Source organism: Neobacillus niacini (assembly GCF_000759675.1).
Taxonomy (GTDB): domain Bacteria; phylum Bacillota; class Bacilli; order Bacillales; family Cytobacillaceae; genus Neobacillus; species Neobacillus niacini_A.
Window position 1 is genome coordinate 21,697 of record NZ_BAWM01000007.1, and the last position, 19,695, is coordinate 41,391.

At 41.5% G+C, this 19,695-nt stretch carries 19 protein-coding genes; 6 read left to right on the top strand and 13 right to left on the bottom strand.

Annotation, left to right across the window (positions count from 1 at the left end):
* Positions 1–72: 72 nt before the first annotated feature.
* On the bottom strand, positions 73–2,172 hold the full coding sequence (locus tag TR08_RS03985) for a heterodisulfide reductase-related iron-sulfur binding cluster (RefSeq protein ID WP_045515946.1): 2,100 nt from the start codon (positions 2,170–2,172) through the stop codon (positions 73–75).
* 218 nt (positions 2,173–2,390) lie between these two features.
* Here TR08_RS03985 and cls point away from each other — a divergent pair, with 218 nt between their 5' ends.
* The 3 genes from cls (at position 2,391) to TR08_RS30720 (ending at position 4,760) form a co-directional block, all read left to right on the top strand.
* Positions 2,391–3,593 (top strand): cardiolipin synthase, encoded by a 1,203-nt coding sequence (gene cls, locus TR08_RS03990; RefSeq protein ID WP_045515950.1) that lies wholly within the window; start codon positions 2,391–2,393, stop codon positions 3,591–3,593.
* 16 nt (positions 3,594–3,609) lie between these two features.
* Entirely contained in the window at positions 3,610–4,566 is a 957-nt protein-coding gene (gene uvsE, locus TR08_RS03995) for a UV DNA damage repair endonuclease UvsE (protein ID WP_045515952.1), read from the top strand.
* Positions 4,567–4,631: 65 nt separating this feature from the next.
* Positions 4,632–4,760 carry a DUF4023 family protein gene (locus TR08_RS30720; protein ID WP_081954341.1) on the top strand — a complete coding sequence of 43 codons (129 nt, stop codon included), beginning with the start codon at positions 4,632–4,634 and terminating at the stop codon, positions 4,758–4,760.
* A gap of 32 nt (positions 4,761–4,792) precedes the next feature.
* Here the strand turns inward: TR08_RS30720 and TR08_RS04000 are convergent, their stop codons facing one another.
* The 5 genes from TR08_RS04000 to speE all read right to left on the bottom strand — a co-directional run bounded on the left by TR08_RS04000 (position 4,793) and on the right by speE (position 9,511).
* Positions 4,793–4,972 (bottom strand): H-type small acid-soluble spore protein, encoded by a 180-nt coding sequence (locus TR08_RS04000; RefSeq protein WP_045515954.1) that lies wholly within the window; start codon positions 4,970–4,972, stop codon positions 4,793–4,795.
* Positions 4,973–5,262: 290 nt separating this feature from the next.
* Complete coding sequence (gene argS, locus TR08_RS04005) at positions 5,263–6,933, bottom strand: arginine--tRNA ligase (protein ID WP_045515955.1); 1,671 nt, start codon at positions 6,931–6,933, stop codon at positions 5,263–5,265.
* Positions 6,930–7,349, bottom strand: a complete 420-nt coding sequence (locus TR08_RS04010) for a DUF1934 domain-containing protein (RefSeq protein WP_238579074.1) — start codon at positions 7,347–7,349, stop codon at positions 6,930–6,932. Before TR08_RS04010 ends, argS begins: the two co-directional genes overlap by 4 nt.
* Before the next feature lie 285 nt (positions 7,350–7,634).
* Positions 7,635–8,507: an agmatinase gene (speB, locus tag TR08_RS04015; RefSeq protein WP_045515959.1), complete on the bottom strand. Its 873-nt coding sequence runs from the start codon at positions 8,505–8,507 to the stop codon at positions 7,635–7,637.
* Positions 8,508–8,683: 176 nt separating this feature from the next.
* Positions 8,684–9,511 (bottom strand): spermidine synthase, encoded by an 828-nt coding sequence (speE, locus tag TR08_RS04020; protein ID WP_045515960.1) that lies wholly within the window; start codon positions 9,509–9,511, stop codon positions 8,684–8,686.
* A 244-nt stretch (positions 9,512–9,755) separates the two neighbouring features.
* Here speE and TR08_RS04025 point away from each other — a divergent pair, with 244 nt between their 5' ends.
* A complete protein-coding gene (locus TR08_RS04025) occupies positions 9,756–11,825 on the top strand; it encodes a transglycosylase domain-containing protein (RefSeq protein ID WP_045515962.1) in 2,070 nt (689 codons plus the stop codon).
* 154 nt (positions 11,826–11,979) lie between these two features.
* Here the strand turns inward: TR08_RS04025 and TR08_RS04030 are convergent, their stop codons facing one another.
* Both TR08_RS04030 and TR08_RS04035 read right to left on the bottom strand, forming a co-directional pair.
* Complete coding sequence (locus TR08_RS04030) at positions 11,980–12,489, bottom strand: YwhD family protein (protein WP_045515964.1); 510 nt, start codon at positions 12,487–12,489, stop codon at positions 11,980–11,982.
* Between the two features lie 175 nt (positions 12,490–12,664).
* A complete protein-coding gene (locus tag TR08_RS04035; RefSeq protein WP_045515966.1) occupies positions 12,665–13,318 on the bottom strand; it encodes a site-2 protease family protein in 654 nt (217 codons plus the stop codon).
* A gap of 298 nt (positions 13,319–13,616) precedes the next feature.
* On the opposite strand from TR08_RS04035, the gene TR08_RS04040 reads away from it, so the two are divergent.
* Complete coding sequence (locus TR08_RS04040; protein WP_045515968.1) at positions 13,617–13,802, top strand: 2-hydroxymuconate tautomerase; 186 nt, start codon at positions 13,617–13,619, stop codon at positions 13,800–13,802.
* 210 nt (positions 13,803–14,012) lie between these two features.
* On the opposite strand, the gene TR08_RS04045 is transcribed toward TR08_RS04040, so the two are convergent.
* From TR08_RS04045 to TR08_RS04055, 3 genes are all read right to left on the bottom strand, one after another.
* Positions 14,013–14,522 carry a YwgA family protein gene (locus tag TR08_RS04045; protein WP_045515969.1) on the bottom strand — a complete coding sequence of 170 codons (510 nt, stop codon included), beginning with the start codon at positions 14,520–14,522 and terminating at the stop codon, positions 14,013–14,015.
* The gene (locus TR08_RS04050) at positions 14,516–15,844 is read right to left on the bottom strand and encodes an HD domain-containing protein (RefSeq protein ID WP_045515995.1); all 1,329 of its coding nucleotides are present in this window, start codon (positions 15,842–15,844) and stop codon (positions 14,516–14,518) included. Before TR08_RS04050 ends, TR08_RS04045 begins: the two co-directional genes overlap by 7 nt.
* Before the next feature lie 120 nt (positions 15,845–15,964).
* Positions 15,965–16,186 carry a DUF1450 domain-containing protein gene (locus TR08_RS04055; protein WP_045515972.1) on the bottom strand — a complete coding sequence of 74 codons (222 nt, stop codon included), beginning with the start codon at positions 16,184–16,186 and terminating at the stop codon, positions 15,965–15,967.
* Positions 16,187–16,444: 258 nt separating this feature from the next.
* Here TR08_RS04055 and TR08_RS04060 point away from each other — a divergent pair, with 258 nt between their 5' ends.
* Positions 16,445–17,194: an RsfA family transcriptional regulator gene (locus TR08_RS04060; protein ID WP_045515973.1), complete on the top strand. Its 750-nt coding sequence runs from the start codon at positions 16,445–16,447 to the stop codon at positions 17,192–17,194.
* 274 nt (positions 17,195–17,468) lie between these two features.
* Here TR08_RS04060 and TR08_RS04065 read toward each other — a convergent pair whose 3' ends face one another.
* A complete protein-coding gene (locus TR08_RS04065; RefSeq protein ID WP_045515974.1) occupies positions 17,469–18,299 on the bottom strand; it encodes a lipoate--protein ligase family protein in 831 nt (276 codons plus the stop codon).
* Between the two features lie 226 nt (positions 18,300–18,525).
* Positions 18,526–19,500: a phosphate acetyltransferase gene (pta, locus tag TR08_RS04070; RefSeq protein ID WP_045515975.1), complete on the bottom strand. Its 975-nt coding sequence runs from the start codon at positions 19,498–19,500 to the stop codon at positions 18,526–18,528.
* Between the last annotated feature and the right edge of the window lie 195 nt (positions 19,501–19,695).

Consider the following 19,695-nt stretch of genomic DNA (forward strand, 5'->3'; position numbering starts at 1 on the left):
TGAAATTTTTTTACATAAAATTCTTAAGATTTTATGAATTCAGGTATCTTGCATCAACTTCTGCTCTAACTATTAAGCTACTTCCCCACAAACTGCCTTTTCAAGCAGTTCTGCCACATCATAGGTTGAAATTTTTTCTTCTACTTCTTTTGCCTTTGTTCCGTCTGATAACATCGTTAAGCAGTAGGGACATCCGGAACTGATAACAGAAGGATTAACTGCAAGGGCTTGCTCGGTTCTTGCTACGTTAATGCGGTGTCCGGTTTCTTCCTCCATCCACATTAAGCCGCCGCCTGCACCACAGCACATTCCAGTTTCTCTGTTTCTTTCCATTTCCACGAGCTGTACTCCTGGGATTGATTTCAAAATCTCCCGTGGTGGATCGTACACGTCGTTGTAACGACCTAAGTAACAAGAATCATGGAAGGTAATTTTTTCATTGACTGCATGTTTCGGTACTAGCTTTCCATCTCGAACGAGCTCATAAAGGACTTCTGTATGATGATAAACCTCTGCCTCTAAACCAAAGTCAGGATATTCATTTTTGAAAATATTGTAGGCATGCGGATCGATCGTAACAATCTTCTTAACCTCAGCCTTTTCAAATTCCTCAATATTCTTGGTCGCAAGTTCTTGGAACAAGAACTCATTTCCGAGTCGACGCGGTGTATCCCCTGAGTTTTTCTCTTTGTTACCTAAGATCGCAAACTTAACGCCTGCTTCATTTAAAAGCTTAGCAAATGAAAGCGCGATTTTCTGGCTGCGGTTATCGTAGGATCCCATGGATCCAACCCAGAATAAGTATTCAAACTCTTCACCTTTTTTGTTCATTTCTTTTACTGTTGGGATTTCTACATCCTCACGAACTTCACGCCAGCTTTCGCGCTCTTTTCTGTTTAGGCCCCATGGATTACCCTGACGTTCGATGTTGGTCATCGCTCGCTGAGCGTCTGCGTCAAGCTTTCCTTCTGTTAAAACAAGATAACGACGAAGGTCGATAATTTTGTCCACGTGCTCGTTCATAACTGGACATTGGTCTTCACAGTTTCGGCATGTGGTACATGCCCAGATTTCTTCTTCGGTTATAACATCGCCAATCAAACTCGGATTATAAGCAAGTGTAGCTGCTGTTTCTTGTGCACCTTGACCACTAGCAGAAAGTGCGATCTGGTTACCAGTTGTGTTACCAAACGCGAAGGTCGGAACCCATGGCTGTTTCGAGGTAACCGCCGCACCATGATTCGTAAGGTGGTCACGCATTTTCACAATTAAGTCCATTGGTGACAGCATTTTTCCTGTACCTGTTGCTGGACACATATTCGTACAGCGTCCACATTCTACACAGGCATAAAAATCGATCATTTGGTGCTGCGTAAAATCTTCAATTTTTCCGACTCCGAAGGATTCTTGTGACTCGTCCTCAAAATCGACCTTTTTCAGCTTACCAACTTTTTCTAGACGGTTAAAATATACGTTTGCCGGTCCGGCAATTAAGTGTGCGTGTTTTGATTGTGGAACATACACTAAGAAGGTTAGTAAGAATAATAAATGTACCCACCATGCCACATAAAAAATGACAATTGAAGCGGTTTCACCAATTCCCGAAAAAATAATTGCAATCAGCGATGCAATCGGTTCAGTCCAAGAGGCTTCTTCACCATGCCAAATGAGACCCATTCCGTTTCCTACTAGAACAGATAGCATTAACCCACCGATAAAAATTAACACAAGACCTGATTTAAAATTGCGTTTCAAGCGGACAAGTTTTTCAACATAGCGTCGGTAAAATGCCCAAATGACAGCAACAAGGATCATCAGTGTGACGATTTCTTGGAAAAAGGTAAACCCTGCATAAAGCGGTCCCAGCGGTAAATGAGAGCCCGGTACTAATCCCTTCCAAATAAAATCAATTGCACCAAATTGGACGAGAATAAAGCCATAAAAGAACATCACGTGCATGATTCCACTTTTTTTGTCCTTTAATAACTTCTTCTGACCAAATACATTGACCCAAATTTTTTGCATTCGTTCTTTGACATTGTTGTCAAACTCAACTTTTTTCCCCAGCTTAATGAATTCAATCCTCGTTTTAACAACGTAAACGAATAGACTGATCGCGTAAGCGGTTACAGCTAGGAATGCAATGAGGTTTACCCATAAAAGCCCATTCATTCAATACGCCCCCTTTGTTTTCTTCTCATCCCAATTGTTTATTTTAAGTAGAAAATTTCAAAACAATAAAATTTTCTGAATACTATTACCATCATTATATAATGAATGAGCATTCAGTCAAATGTTTTTCTCAAAATTTATTTGACTTTTTATTCAAGATTCATACTATAGCCTCAGTTTGGCAAACCTAACAGAACTGATTGGAGGAACGATACTGAATGAATTTACCATCCATAGTCATCGCTCTTATACTTCTTATCATTGTTTGGTTTTATATTGATTTTACCCTAGGCAGAAAAAAGCACCTCTCCATTTTTGGTAAACGGGAAACGCCGATTCTGCACGGAAACTTTGATATTTTTCCACATGGAAAAGAGCTATTTGTCGATTACTTTCATGAATTGAAAATGGCTCAACGCCATATTCACATCCTTTTTTATATCGTGAGGGATGACCAATTTAGCCAACAGTTTTTCGATATTTTAAAAACAAAAGCAAAAGAAGGAGTCGAAGTCAGACTGCTGGTCGACCGGGTTGGCAGTAATAAGGTAAAGAAGACTGTTATAAATGAATTGCGTCAGACGGGTGTTCAATTTGCCTTTAGCAATCGAATCCGGCTTCCATTCATTTTTTATTCCTCCCAGGTGCGAAACCACCGCAAGATTTCGATTATCGATGGAAAAATTGGTTATCTCGGCGGCTTTAATGTGGGAAAAGAATATATTGACGAAGATCCAAAGCTGAGCCCTTGGCGTGATTATCATTTGAAAATAACCGGGGAAAGTGTGCCATTTTTACAGCATGAGTTTTTTATTGATTGGAATGAATATGCGCCTGATAATGTGACATTAGATTCTTTTTATGCTCCTGAGCAGCCCAAAGGGACGATTCCCCATCAAATTGTACCGACGGAGGCAGGCTTTCTTGAAGAAAGGTATCTCCGCTTAATTCAAAAAGTTAAAAAGTCGATTATTATTGGCACACCATATTTTATTCCAAGCAAAAAGCTCATGGATGAACTCATTAGCTCTGCAAAGCGCGGTATTAAGATTACCATCGTCGTTCCCTATATTACTGATCATATGCTTGTCCAAGAAGCTTCATACCGGTATTTACGTTTAATGTTAAAAGAGGGAGCAGAGGTTTTTCAGTATATGAATGGTTTTTACCATGCAAAATCAATCATCATTGATGACCAATTATGTGATATCGGTACTGCTAATTTTGATAAACGAAGTATATTTTTAAACAAAGAAATTAACTGTTATTTTTATGATCCTGCCTTTGTTGATCGTTTTAAGGATATCATTCAAAAAGACATTCTTGATTCAAAACCTTTGAAGCTGACGGACCTCAATAAGCCACACTTTTTTAGATCCTTAAAAGAAGGCATTGCCGGTGCTCTGTCATTCTTTTTATAAGTAAGGAGTTATTGCGATGAAGATTCGTTTCGGCTATGTTTCAACGGCTATCACCTTGTGGGATGCATCTCCATCGAAGACACTAACATTTACACGCTATCAGCAGTTATCTGAACAGGAACGCAGGGAGAAATTACTAGCGCTCACGAAGCTGAATCTCCATCATACGCTAAGAATGCTTTATTACAATCTTGCACATGAAATTGAGCTGTACCGGCTTTCCAGTTCACTCGTTCCATTAGCCACCCATCCAGAAATATTGTGGGACTTCGTCACACCCTTCCAGTCGGAATGGAAGGAACTTGGTGATGTCATCAAAAAGAATCACTTACGGGTTAGCTTTCATCCCAATCAATTCACCTTGTTTACATCAGAGCAAACGAAAATTACCGATAATGCCCTGATGGATATGGAATACCATTATCTTATGTTTGAAGCGATGGGTGTCGAGGACAGAGGGATGATGAATATTCATATTGGTGGTGCCTATGGTGATAAAGTGGAAACGATTGTCCGGTTCCATGAAAATCTAAAAAAGCTGCCGCCCCATATTAAACGTGCAATGACCTTAGAGAACGACGACAAAACATATAATGCAGAGGAAACCTTAATGGCATGTGAAAAAGAAAAGGTGCCCTTTGTATTTGATTATCATCACCATATGGCTAACCTTTGTGAAACACCGCTGGAGGATTTGCTGCCGAGGATTTTTCAAACATGGGATGATGTTGACCTTATCCCGAAGATTCACATTTCCTCACCAAAGAGTGAAAAGGAATTCCGTTCCCATGCAGATTTCGTTGATCTCGAATTTATCCTGCCATTTCTAAAGCTGGTAAAGGAACTTGGACAGGACGTCGATTTCATGATTGAAGCCAAAAAGAAGGATCAGGCTGCGTTGAAATTAGTCGAGGATATTAGCAAACTTCGCGGATATAAACGGGTCAGCGGTGCAGCTGTCGAAGTGAAATAATCCCAGCATTTTTTCAAGTGGGAATGGTTAAAGTAACAACAGATTCACACAAGGAGGGATTGTCGATGGAAAGCACTAGTCAATTCGTGCAAAAATTAGCGGAAAATCAAAAGAAGCAAGAAAAAAATAAAAAGCATGGGAATAACGACCCTGAAAGTAAATTACCAAATCACCAGCACTCACAAGGTGTTTAAAAAGAAAAAGTCTCCTTTGGCGGAGACTTTTTCTACTCTTCAATAAGATTTAATACAGGAACTTCCCGTTCATTTTCTGGGTCAGACTTCGAATAAATTCGTGCCATCTTCGTGTTATCATCCACATGCTGAATAATAACCGGCGATCCTTCATATGTAACATTAATCATCTCCATCGACTCCGCAATTTCCTTCGCTCTTCCCACATTCATATAGGCCACTCCTCATCTAAAAAGTACCTTTTTAATATTTACCATATAGAGGTTATTATTCTTAATAAAGGTAATATTTCGGTGCCTGTCACCGCCCGTGGACACTTTCCACCCCAGGTGGACAAAATTAAAAAGCGGAAGCGCCTTCGGAACAAGCATAGCTTGTTCCTGCGAGGATTATTCTAGGAAGTATTCCTTAGTGATCAGGGGCTTATGCCTCCCTAGCCCCTGGGCGCTGGAGCTGGATTCAGATAACAAAAATGGCTCCCAAAAAGGGAGCCAAACCGACCTTACATTTTTTCAGGTGCTGATACACCGATCAACGCGAGGGCGTTGCGCAGTGTGATTTGAACGGTTTTGATTAACGCGAGGCGCGCCTTAGTGCGCTCTGGCTGCTCGCTATCGAGCACTTTTTCCGCATTGTAGAAGCTGTGGAATGTTGACGCCAGCTCCATAATATAGTTCGTGACGCGGTGCGGCACACGCTTTATTGCAGCCTCACCGACTGCCTGTGGGAACTCTCCAAGCTTTTTCAATAACTCAATTTCTTTTTCCGCTGCAATTAATGATAAATCAGCGTTCTTATCCGCAGTTAACCCTTGCTCTTCACCCGAGCGGAGAATACTGCAGATTCTAGCGTGTGCATATTGAGCATAATACACAGGGTTTTCATTTGATTCCGATACCGCTAAATCCAAGTCAAAGTCCATATGGGTATCTGAACTTCTCATCGCAAAGAAGTAACGAGTGGCGTCGAGACCAACCTCATCGACCAAATCACGCATGGTCACAGCTTTACCAGTACGTTTGCTCATCTTCATCTTCTCACCGTTTTTATAAAGGTGTACAAGCTGAATGATTTCAACCTCGAGGGCATCTGCGCCATAGCCAAGTGACTGAATCGCCGCCTTCATCCGCGGGATATAACCGTGGTGGTCCGCACCCCAAATATTGATCAGCTTTTCAAAGCCGCGGTCAAGCTTATCCTTATGGTAAGCGATATCTGGTGTTAAATACGTATACGAACCATCCTGCTTAATGAGCACGCGGTCCTTATCATCGCCGAAATCGGTTGAACGCAGCCAAGTCGCGCCCTCTTCCTCATAAATATAGCCGCTCTCACGAAGCACCTTTAACGCCTCATCGATTTTTCCATTTTTATAAAGAGAAGTTTCTGAGTACCAAATATCAAAACTAACACGGAAATCCTCAAGATCCTTTTGTAATTTTGCCATTTCATATTTCAAGCCGTATTCACGGAAAAACTCAAACCGCTCCTGCTCGTCCACATTCACATACTTATCGCCAAACTCTTCTGCCAGCGTCTTACCAATACCAATAATATCCGCACCATGGTAGCCGTCCTCCGGCATAGCTTTATCCATACCTAACGCCTGAAAATAACGAGCTTCTACAGATAGAGCAAGATTATTAATCTGATTCCCGGCATCATTAATATAGTACTCACGGGAAACGTCATAGCCTGCTTTCGCTAAAATATTGCAAAGTGAATCGCCGACTGCGGCACCGCGAGCATGACCAAGGTGCAGGTCGCCCGTTGGATTCGCTGAAACAAACTCCACTTGAATCTTCTGTCTGCCGCCCACTGTTGTTTCCCCGTACTTTTCCCCTGCATCAAGAACCGTCGGAATCAAATTGGTTAAGTACGCATTATTCATATAAAAATTGATAAATCCTGGACCCGCTAATTCAATTTTTTCAATAGAAGCTTTTGAATGGTCGAAATTTTCGATGAGTGCCTCCGCAATCATTCGCGGTGCTTTCTTCGCCACGCGTGCAAGCTGCATCGCCATGTTTGTTGAATAATCACCGTGCGCCTTCTCCTTTGGTACCTCTAAAATCACATCAGGTATCTGTTCTTCTGTCGCAAGATTAGCCTTCACAACCGCAGCCCGAATTTCCTCTTTTAATCTACTTTGAACCTGTTCAACTATGTTCATTCCTTTTCCTCCTGAAACGCTATTTCTAACTGATATGTACTTATTGGAGCACCTTCCATCGAAAAATCATAAAGAACACCGAAGTGGCCTTTACCATTTTCATAGGAATAATCTATTCTTTTTGCCTTTGTCACTGTTGCAAACTGACCAAACGGCATTTCATAACTGCCATTCAACTTACGATTCAATTCAAATGGCAAGCGCATTTTAATGGCACCACCGCGTAAAATCAGGGCATTATTCGCCGCCATCTTCACAATCGTCCGGACACTTCCCTCTTCCATCGCTTCCTCGTATCGAAGATAAGCACTATTACCTTTTTCCAAGTATGTACCAAATACCATCAATTCAAAAGTCTCTTGTAGATCAATTGTCGTTTTTACGTTAATTTTCACAGGTACTTCAGGGACTGACAAACGCAATGCACACCCTTTTTAAAATTGAACCTTTTCTAGGTCCTTAAAATTTTTCTAGTTTGCCGACTTAGCGCACTTTTATTATTATCCAGTTCCAGCGTCTAGGGGCCCGGGGTCATAAGCCAATCCGTCCAGAAGGTTAAAAAGCAACCTTCCAGCCGGCTCGTCTTATGCCTGTCGCCCCTGGGCAAGACGCTTACACTTTTTCTATTATAACCATTGTATGTACACAATTCAAAAGAAGCCTGCCCCACTATTGGGACAGGCACCTAAAAACGCAAATTTTTATTTCACCCAGCCAAGTAGCATTTCACGAATCAATTTGCTGGCGGTGTTCGCCGTTTGTTCAGATGAATCGTAAATGGGTGCAACTTCAACAAGGTCGCAGCCGACTACGTTCACACCAGAGCGGGCAATTTCATGAATAGAGGCAAGTAGCTCTCTAGAAGTAATTCCGCCGCAATCCACCGTACCGGTTCCTGGCGCATGCGCAGGATCCAAAACATCGATATCAATCGTTACATAAACCGGACGTCCCTCAAGCTCAGGAAGCACCTCTTTTAACGGCTGATGAACTTCAAATTTAGAAATATGCATGCCGTTTTCCTTCGCCCATTGGAATTCTTCCTTCATTCCGGAGCGGATCCCAAATGAATACACGTTTTTCGGCCCGATATGTTCAGCAATTTTGCGAATGGGTGTCGAATGGGATAATGGTTCGCCCTCATAGTTTTCTCTAAGATCTGTATGGGCGTCCATATGGATAATCGCTAAATCAGGGTATTTCTTATAAACCGCCTTCATGACCGGCCAAGACACTAAGTGCTCTCCACCCATACCAAATGGAAACTTACCAGCGGCTAGAACTTGATCAACGAACTCCTCAATCAAATCCAAGCTCTTTTGCGCATTTCCGAAAGGAAGTGGAATATCGCCAGCGTCAAAATATTTAACCTCTTCCAGCTCACGATCCAGATAGGCACTGTACTCTTCCAGACCAATCGATACCTCACGGATACGAGATGGACCAAAGCGTGAACCCGGGCGATAGCTGACCGTCCAGTCCATCGGCATTCCGTAAAGAACAACCTGACTATCTTCAAAATTCGGATGACTCTTTATAAACACATTACCAGAATAAGCCTCATCAAAACGCATATTACTTCCCTCACTTCTATGTAATAACTAAGGTCACTTTTTCAGTTAACTAGTTTGGGGCAACTCTTAGTCCTTCTGAGTGACCGTAAACTCTCTTTCAAATCCATTTTGGCAACTAACTGTCCACCTCAGGTGGACAATGTCCACGAGCGGTGACAGGCACCGCTACTTCACCATTACTTCAATAGATCCCCTACGAATTTCGGTAATACAAACGCTGCTTTGTGCAGTTCTTTTGTGTAGTATTTGGTTTCGATTTCGTGGAAGCGGTCTTCGCTTACTTCTAGTGGGTCGTGTTTCTTGGATCCGATGGTGAATGCCCATAGTCCGCTTGGGTATGTAGGGATGTTTGCCATATATAAACAAGTGATTGGGAAGATTTCTCTAACGTCGCGCTGCACGTTGCGAATTAAATCTGCCTTAAACCACGGGTTGTCAGACTGCGCTACAAAGATACCATCTTCTTTTAATGCCTTAGAAATTCCTGCGTAGAATCCTTTTGTAAATAAGTTCACTGCAGGACCTACTGGCTCTGTTGAGTCAACCATAATAACATCATATTCATTTTCACTTTTTGCAATATGCATGAAGCCGTCGTCAACTTGAACATCAACGCGAGGGTCATCTAGCATTCCAGCGATTTCTGGTAAAAACTTTTTAGAGTACTCAATTACTTTTCCATCAATATCTACAAGCGTAGCTTTCTTCACGCTTGGGTGCTTCAAAACTTCACGAATAACACCGCCATCGCCGCCGCCGACAACTAAAACGTTTTCTGGGTTTGGATGTGTAAACAAAGGAATATGTGCCACCATTTCGTGGTAAACGAACTCGTCTTTAACAGATGTCATAACCATGTCATCTAATAGAAGCATATTGCCCCATTCTTCTGTTTCCACCATATCAAGCTTTTGAAATTCCGTTTGTTCCGTATGTAAAGTTTTATTTATCTTCATTGTGATGCCGAAGTTTTCAGTTTGCTTTTCTGTAAACCAAATTGCCATGTTCATCTTCCTTCCCGATTCTTTTTTATTTGATAAATGTCTAGCTCCAGACGCCGATAAGCAGGCGCCTTCCGCTTTTCTTTTTATAGTACCCAAACTATTGAATTACAAACATAAAGAAAAGTCTAGCATAATCTATCAAAATTTCTAGAAAAATTTTCTTTTTCATAGTTTAAAAACACTATTTTCTTTCAATACTGTAACTATGGGCATTTTTTACAAATTGGTGAAGGAGGGTATTGCTGTGGAATTGATGACGAATCATGGGTTTCGAAAAACAATCAAATACTTGCGGGCTTTTATTATCATTAGTTTGATAGGCTTTGGTTGCATGCTCATTGTTTTTCTTGGAATTCTTGGTTACGCCAAAATTCTTGGTGCGCCGCCGCTGGCTGTCCCACAATCCACCTTATTCTTTGCCAATGATGGGACGTTGATCGGTGAAAGCAACAGCGGTCAAAAGCGGTACTGGGTTCCCCTTGAAGAAATCTCACCTGATTTAATCAATGCGACCATCTCGATTGAAGATAGAAATTTTTATGAACATAATGGCTTTGACTATAAACGAATTGCAGGTGCCATCCTTGCTGATATTAAAGCAGGTGCGAAGGTTCAAGGCGCCAGCACGATTACTCAGCAATACGCACGGAATCTTTTCCTTGAGCACGACAAAACATGGACACGGAAATTGCATGAAGCCTTTTATGCAATCCGGATTGAAATGAATTATTCGAAGGAAGAAATCTTGGAAGGCTATTTAAACACCATTTATTATGGCAACGGTGCATATGGTGTCCAAGCGGCCAGCCAATTTTATTATGGAAAAAATGCTTCTGAGTTATCCTTGGCTGAAAGCTCCATGTTAGCAGGTGTTCCAAAAGGACCTAGTTACTATTCACCGCTGGAGTCATTAGAAAATGCTACAAAGCGCCAAAAAATTATCTTAAACACAATGGTAGAAAACGGCTATATTAAAAAAGAAACAGCCCAAAAGACAAAGGAAGCTCCTCTTACGTTTGTGGGCGAAAATCCACATAAGCGCGTCGAGGCTGCTCCTTACTTTCAGGACGCTGTTAAAAATGCATTAAAAAATCAACTGAAACTTGATGAACGGACAATCGCTCTGGGCGGACTAAAAGTTTATACAACACTCGATCTAAAGCAGCAACAAGCAGCTGAAAAACAAATTCAGGAAACGGTCGCAAGTGGTTCTGAAATTCAAGTAGGACTCATCGCAATGGATCCAAAAAATGGTTATGTAAAAGCAATGGTAGGCGGCCGAGATTATGAACAAAGTCCATTTAATCGAGCTGTTCAAGCAATTAGACAACCAGGCTCCACGATTAAGCCAATCTTGTACTATGCGGCACTCAGTCAAGGGTTTACTCCATCCTCTACGATGAGAAGTGAAAAAACAACCTTCAAATTCGATGATGGTAGAACACAATATTCGCCGCATAACTTTAATAACAAGTATGCAGATGGAGAAATTACACTTGCGCAAGCCCTTGCGGTATCTGATAACATTTATGCTGTCAAAACGCACTTATTTATGGGTGTTGAAACACTAATGAATACAGTTAAAAAGTTTGGTATTACAACAAAAATGGACAATGTTCCATCGCTGGCACTAGGTACCTCAGGCGTTCGGCTCATTGACATGGCGAATGCCTACAGTCAATTTGCGAACGGCGGGAAAAAAGTAACGCCAACACTGATTACGAAAGTAGAAGACTATAATGGAAATGTTATTTTTGAAAGCAACAACGAAGCCGAAAAGGTGTTAGATCCCGCTAAAGCGTTTGTTATGACGCAAATGATGACAGGAATGTTTGATAAAAAGCTGAACGGCTATGCCAAAGTAACGGGTAACTCCCTTATCGATGAGATCACACGTCCTTATGCAGGTAAATCCGGTTCAACGGAAACCGACAGCTGGATGATTGGATTTGCCCCACAGCTGGTTACTGCGGTTTGGGCAGGTCATGATGTTGGGAAGCCGATTACTCTTACCGCTGAAAAAGGCTATGCAAAAAAGATTTGGGCAAAGTTTATGGAGGAATCCTTAAAAGGTAAGCCTGTCAAAGCATTTACCCCACCGAAAGAGGGAGTCATTGGTGTTTACGTCAATCCCGAAAACGGTAAGCTCGCCTCAAAGGATTGCCCTGTCCGCCGGTTTACTTACTTTGTTGCCGGGACCGAGCCAACGGAGTACTGTACCGATCATTTAGATCATAAAGAAGATAAGCCAGCAGAAAAGAAACAGGATACAAAGGACCCTTGGTATAAAAAGATTTTTAAATGGGGTGCCTAAAAAGCGAAAGCGCCTAAGCGCTGTAGCTGGATTAAATGAGAAAAGCTCCGGAGAATGGTCTCCGGAGCTTTTCTGCGTCCAAGTTTTACAGTGTTTACACACTGCATATATTTTACAACTTCTCGAAGCAAATTGCTATTGCAAAAAATTATTTTTATTCTACAGCTAAGCCTTTTTTCAGCTCTTCAGCTGAGTTGTTCCACATGTCCTGATTGTGATTTTGAAGGAAGTCGGATAAGATTTTTTTCGATTTACCATCCATATGGTCAACGATGATATAACGCTTTAATGACTTATCCATCCTGTTAACGTGCTCAGGAAGTGATTTATAGCCGCGGCGAATTTCACGGTCCACTGTCATTTCGCAGGCTGTGACCCCGGCATAATAAGGGCCCTCTTGTTTCCTATCCACCGTCACCCACACAAGCCAGTATGGTTTGCCGTTCGGAACCTCTTCCTTAGTCTTAAGGAATTTAATTCCCTTTTCGACTACGCTGCGTGCGTGCATGGCACCGACATCAATCACCGCGTCGCACGTCTCGACATCAATAATTACAGGAGAAACATTATCAAGGCTCAAGGCACCCTTGCCAAAGCCCTTATGTCCATCAGTCGGGTCAGGTTTTATAATATTAAAGCCAAGTTTTTTCTTATTTTCTTCCATTAAAACTCGTAACCTCCTATATAGAAAAGCGTAAGCGCCTTGCCCAGGGGCGTGAGTCTAGACGAGCCGGCGAGAAGGTTGTTCTTTACCTTCTTGACGGATTGGCTTATGACCCCGAGCCCCTAGGCGCTGCAGCTAGACAATTCTCAAAATCTAAAATTTTGTACTTATCTTTTTAAAAAAACAATTGATAAAAGAAATTATTTAATCCTTCCCATATTCCAGGGATAATGAATTGGAAAATTGGCTGAATGGTGTAGCGGTCAAGAGGAGTAATCACCAAAATCAGAAAGATTAATATTCCGTACTGTTCGAATTGAGTCATTTTTGCTCTGACATCTTTTGGAGCCAAATCCTCTAGAATCCGATAGCCATCTAAGGGCGGAAACGGTAATAAATTAAACACAAACAGCACCAGATTGAGCCAATTAAAAATCTCGAAAAATTCAAAAATACCTGGAAGACCTACCGCTAATTCTGTACGAGCTAATCCAAATGCAATAAAAAAACCAAGTGCTGCTAGGATAAGATTACTAAGAGGACCTGCTACAGAAACCAATATACCTGCAAGGCGAGGCTTTTTAAAGAAAAAGCGGTTAACTGGCACCGGACGAGCCCAGCCGAATCCGGCAATAAAAATTAATATCGTACCGAATGGATCTAGGTGCTTCAGCGGATTCAACGTCAAACGACCCTGCTTTTGTGCTGTACTATCTCCGAACTTATAGGCAACATAAGCATGTGCAAATTCATGAAACGTAAACGCAATCATCAACGTAATCGCGACATAGGGAATTTCCCTTAATGAATAAGCAAGAAATCCTTCCAAATTAGTTTCCCCATTTCTCCTCTTTTTTCCTATAAGTATACCTTAAACTGGATATAAAATGAAAATGTTTGCTAAACTATCCTTGATGTTAAGAATTGGGCTGTGTTAACTTGTCTGTTGATTTGTGCTCCATGCGCTTCGCTTTCCGCGGGCGGAACGGGGAGCCTCCTCGGCGCTAAAGCGCCTGTGGGGTCTCCCCTGCCCCGTCCTCCCGCAGGAGTCTCGCGCCTTCCGCACAAATCAACAGAGTTACAAAATCAAGAATTTCCTTTACACAGCCATTAAGGAGGATTAAATCATGCCATATGTTACAGTAAAAATGCTTCCAGGACGTACTGACGATCAAAAAAGAGCGCTTGTTGAAAAAGTGACGGATGCTGTTAGTGAAACAACTGGAGCTCCAAAAGAGGCTGTTGTCGTTTTCATTGAAGAAATGCAAAAAGAACATTATGGAGTAGCCGGAGTAAGAGCAAGCGACAAATAAGAAAAGCGGAAGCGCCTTGTCCAGGGGCGACAGGCATAAGACGAGCCGGCGAGAAGGTTGTTCTTTAACCTTCTTGACGGATTGGCTTATGACCCGAGCCCCTAGGCGCTGAAGCTAGACAATACTCAAAGTTCAAAACTTCATACTAAATTTATCCTAAAAAAAGCGTCCCTGTCTTTGAAGAAAATTTCAAAAACAGAGACGCTTTTTCTATTGGAGCTTAGTTTTTTCTTTTAATGCTTCAATATAGGCATATGCTTCGTCAACTTCAGCCTCTGTATAGCGTTGACTGCTTTTTAAGGTAAACACTTTGTCAGTAACTTCTTCTTTCGATAGATTATCAAAATATAAAACAGTCGAAACAAGCTCGAGGAATCTAGCATTCTGATCGTTCATGTCTTCTAGGCAATCTTGTAAAAATGGCATTTCGACTTCATTTAAGCTTAAAAACTCTTTTCCTGTATCCGTCAAGGTATAGCGATACTGAAAATAACCGCCTTTTTTCTCCTTGATTTCATTGAGGAATCCCATATTGCAAAGCTCTTCAACCCGCAATGTTAGTTCCTCTGAATAAGGACCATAAAAATGAAACTGAAACCGCTCATGGAACGGAAAGGACACCTTTTTTGCAATATATATCATCTTCTGCAGCTTTTTTCTCCCGAGGATTTCTCCGGATACTAATACAGCCTGCATCAGCTTGGCATGATCTTTTAACAACTCTCGTCATCTCCTACTCGCGGGTTTATCTCTAATAGGGTACGTATTTGTTTTTTAATATTTTTTTCCGAGGATTCGTCTTCTAAGAAATCAACTGGGTAATACAGCTTATGGTCGGTTCTCCTCTTACCAGAGATTGCATCCACAATCTCAGACTCTCGAGAAAGCTCCTTCAATTCCCCATTCTTCATTAATAAATGAATCGGCAAACGTTCCTCTTCTTCACCCGGACGATAAAAATCGTATGGTAAATCGGATGATGAATCGACAACTAAATAATATTCCGGGTCAATTCCTGCTTTTTCAAAAAGACGCGTCAGTTCAGCAAGCTTCTTATATTCCTTCGCTGGATCAAATTCGGCATATTTAAAAAGATTACGATTCACAAATCGACGGCACAGATCGCTTAATATTCCATCGTCTTCTTCCTGCCAAATTTGAAAATAATACATAATAATCGATTCATCTAACTTTAAATAGTCTTCTAACGTTACCTTATCAGTAAAGAAAGAATAAAAGTGGATCGGATCATTTTTAAAAGAATAGTTGTTTTCATACAGTTGCTTGGCACGGTGGAGGATTTTTGTCAAAATAACCTCGGCACTACGGGACACAGGATGGAAATAAACCTGCCAATACATTTGATAGCGGCTCATAATATAATCTTCTACCGCATGCATCCCGCTCTTCTTGATCACCACTTGGTCTTCCTTTGGTCTCATAACGCGAAGAATTCTCTCCATATCGAATTGACCGTAGCTCACCCCGGTAAAATAAGCATCCCTCTGCAAATAATCCATCCGATCCGCATCGATTTGGCTGGAAATTAAGCTGACCACCAGCTTTTTAGCAGATGTTTTCGCAATCACTTCAGCTACTTGCTGCGGAAAATCAGGACTAACCTTTTTTAAAATAGCGTTAACCTCTGTATTTCCTAACACAATTGCCTGTGTAAAATCTTCATGGTCGAAGTCAAACACTTTTTCAAATGAATGGGAAAATGGGCCATGCCCCAAATCGTGGAGAAGAGCTGCACATAGGGTTAGGAGGCGATCATCGTCATTCCATTCCGGTCTGCCTGCAAACACATCATCGATGATGCGGCGGACAATTTCATATACTCCGAGAGAATGGTTAAAGCGGCTGTGCTCAGCACCATGAAAGGTTAAAAAGGTGGTTCCGAGCTGTTTGATACGGCGTAATCGTTGAAACTCTTTCGTTCCGACCAGATCCCAGATCACACGGTCACGTACGTGAACATAGCGATGAACAGGATCTTTAAAGACTTTTTCCTCACTTAGCTTTTCCGCCGAATATCGCATTGCTTTCCCTCTTCCTCTAAACTTTCTTCTATTATATCCCAATTTCCAGCAATTTTCTGCAGGATTTTTCGACAATGCCATGAAAAGAAAAATCACCTAGCTCGCAAAGATCGTAGGTGATTATTTTAGCTTCTTATTTATCTTCTCCATTAATTCCTCTTCAGTTAGGGCAGCAACCGGACGGTTATTGACAAAGGCAAATGTTTTCTTCCGGCCAGGTCCACAATAAGATTGGCAGCCAATTGTAACGATGGCTTCGGGATCCAATTCTTTCAAACGAGGGATTAATGTCTTGGGATTCACGGCCTGACAATCATCACAAACGCGGAATTCATTTGACATTACTTCCACCCTTTCTTATCTATTACTACTATTTTATCCAATAAATTTACGGTTTAGCTCCTAAGGTATTTTACAATTTCTTTCAATCCATTGCAAGTTGCAATCTTTAGCATTACTAGTAACTCTTTTAGTTAAAAAAACTATTATCCTTGCAACATTTTGGTATAAAGCTTGAAAAACTTGTCCAAGATAAGACTAGAACTTTTAAAAACTCGTCCCCGAGTTCACCGTAATAATTTATTTAGGGAGTTGAAAAGAATGAAAGTACGGCAAGATGCATGGACAGATGAAGATGATTTATTGTTAGCTGAAACCGTCCTTCGCCATGTACGTGAGGGCAGTACCCAGCTGAACGCTTTTGAAGAGGTAGGCGACAAGCTAAATCGCACTTCTGCAGCCTGTGGATTCAGATGGAACGCGGTTGTACGTCATCGCTATGAAAAAGCATTGCAATTAGCAAAAAAACAGCGTAAACAAAGACAAAGAGTGTTAGGGAAAGACCAAGGAGGGAAGAAAAAGTTACTCTATAATCCTCCAGTACCGGCTACTGATGACTTTGAAACACTATCAGCGCCAATGGAAGTACCAATGGAAGCTTCCTATGAAATGCCCGATTTAACAACGGAGGTTGCGGCTGAATCCTATGTAAAGCCTGCAGCACCAGTGTATAGACCAACAATGTCAACACCAACTGGGACAGGACTATCACTTGATAACGTCATTGATTACTTGCAAAACTTTAATCATTCCAATCTCCAAAATGAAGCATTAAAAAGTGAGAATGAAAGATTGAAGCGCGAAATTGCAGAGTTACGCAAGCAAAATGAAGAAATGTCTGCAAAAATTGAAGGTCTCGAGCAAAATACCGAAACCATCCAGGAAGATTACGAGACACTCATGAAGATCATGAACCGCGCTCGTAAGCTGGTATTATTTGAAGAAGAAGAAAGACCTGCTACTAAATTCAAAATGGACCGTAACGGGAACCTAGAGAAATTAGCAGAATAAGTCGAAAAGCGGAAGCGCCTTCGGAACAAGCACAGCTTGTTCCTGCGAAGATTAATCTTAGGAGATTTCCTTAGTGGTCAAGGGCGGCAGGCATAAGACGAGCATTGACGAAAGGCGTTTCGTGCCTTTCTCAGTGATTGGCTTATGACCGAGGAAAAAGCGGTTTTCCTTTTTCACCGAGCCCTTAGACTGCTTGCGCTAGACAAAAAAGATTTAGGGAGAAGAACAATATCCTCTTTAAAAGAGCCGTAAATCCACAAGGGTTTACGGCTTTTTACATTTCATCTAATTTTTGATTTCGTTCCATGATCCTTTGGTAATATCCCGGGAGAAGTTCTAGCTCAAACTCATTTAATTGTCCTGCGTACAGATGGTCGCTATTGTTTTTTAATTGGTTTAATAGACGAAGCATAACATCCGAAATGGTGAAGGAAGTTTCCAACAGATCAGATAGAGAAGCCATCACTTCGGGTACAATCTCCGGATAGGTGAATTTTGTCTGCTGCTCTTTTTTGGCAATCTCATAAAATTGCTTAATGATCTGTGCACGTTGGCTGCCGCTGCCATGGACACACAAGTAGATCTGAACCGCTACCCCTTTTTTTAGGCGACGCTGCGAGATACCGGCAAATTTTTTTCCACCGATACTAAGGTCATAGCTCCCCGGGCAATAGGAGCCAACGATTTCTCTTGCCTCAATGGATTTATTGTATTCGGCAAACATATTTTGAACAAGCTGCCACATCGTATCATACCCACGGTTAATATCAATTCCCTTTTCGCTCTCAGGTAAAATCAGCGAAATATTTAAGACCCCTTCATCCAAGACAACCGCTAAGCCACCAGAATTGCGAACAATAGACTGATAGCCCTGTTCTTTGAGAAATTGCCTTCCCTCTTTTAAAAATGGCAGTTTGGTATCTTGTATCCCGAGGACAATGGTATTGTGATGGACCCACGTTCGAGCCGTTGCTGGAGCCTGTCCAGAACCAACCGAGGCACACAGCGTATCATCTATACCGAATGACTGTAATGCTTGAAAATAGCTGCCAGCTGTCGACTGATCAATAATCCGCCATTCTGGCTGACGTAATAAACCTTCCATATTGTTTTTCTCCTCAAAATGAATAGTAAGCTTATTTTAGCAAAAAGTATCCGATTAAAACAGTTTCTTAATTCTGTATTTTTTCCATATAATGTCGAATTGTCCAAAACACCTAAAAAATTGTCCAAAAGCCTCGGAAAAATGTCCATAATCGAGGAAAAAGTGTCCATAACCTAAATTCCAATTTAAAAAAGCCAGTCCAAACCTTGGACTGGCTTTATAAATACTATTTTATTCCTTGCGCCGCAGTAATTAAAGCCAGCTTATAGACATCTTCTTCATTACAGCCACGTGAGAGGTCGTTCACAGGGCGATTTAATCCTTGAAGAATTGGTCCAACTGCTTCAAACCCGCCTAAACGCTGAGCAATTTTGTAGCCGATGTTTCCAGCTTCAAGGCTTGGGAAGATAAACACGTTCGCGTCCCCTTGAAGCGGTGAATCTGGTGCTTTACTTTTTGCAACAGAAGGTACGAACGCTGCGTCAAACTGGAATTCGCCATCTATCACTAAGGAAGGATCACGACGTTTTGCTTCTTCAACTGCCCCTGAAACTCTTTCCGTTTCTGGAGACTTCGCCGAACCCTTTGTTGAAAAGCTTAACATCGCAATCCGCGGCTCCATATCAAACATATCAGCTGTCTTTGCACTTTCTACAGCAATTTCCGCTAAATCATTGCTGTCAGGAGCAATATTGATTGCACAATCAGCAAATACATATTTTTCATCTTCACGAACCATAATGAAGACGCCAGACGTTTTCTTCACGCCTTCTTTTGTTTTAATAATTTGCAGTGCAGGGCGAACCGTGTCTGCTGTAGAGTGTGCCGCACCGCTTACCAAACCGTCAGCTTTATTTAAGTACACCAGCATGGTACCAAAATAATTTTCATCTAACAAGATTTTACGTGCATCTTCTTCCGTTGCTTTCCCTTTACGGCGTTCCACAAACGCTGCCACAAGCTCATCCATAGCTGCATAGCTCGCTGGGTCATATATTTCTGCTGCCTCTAAGGAAACACCAAGCTCCTGAGCCTTTGCCTGAACTTGTTCGATATTTCCTATTAAAATAGGGGTTAATCGTTTTTCCTCCGCAAGCCTGCTTGCTGCTCTGACAATTCGCTCATCCAAGCCTTCAGGAAAAACAATTCTCATTTCACGACCAGATAATTTTTGTTTTAAGCCTTCAAATAAATCAGCCACATTAAATCCTCCCTAAATAAATCTACCTATTTTAGCATACTTTACCTGTTGAAAAATTCAACTTAGTTGGCGCTTTCACGTAAATGTTTTTTTATTCAAAAACTTCACACTATCTTTTACTATTTACCACCTTTCAAAAAATTATCCATGGTGGTTTATATGAGCTTGTCTTGGTCAAACTATGTTATAGTAAAG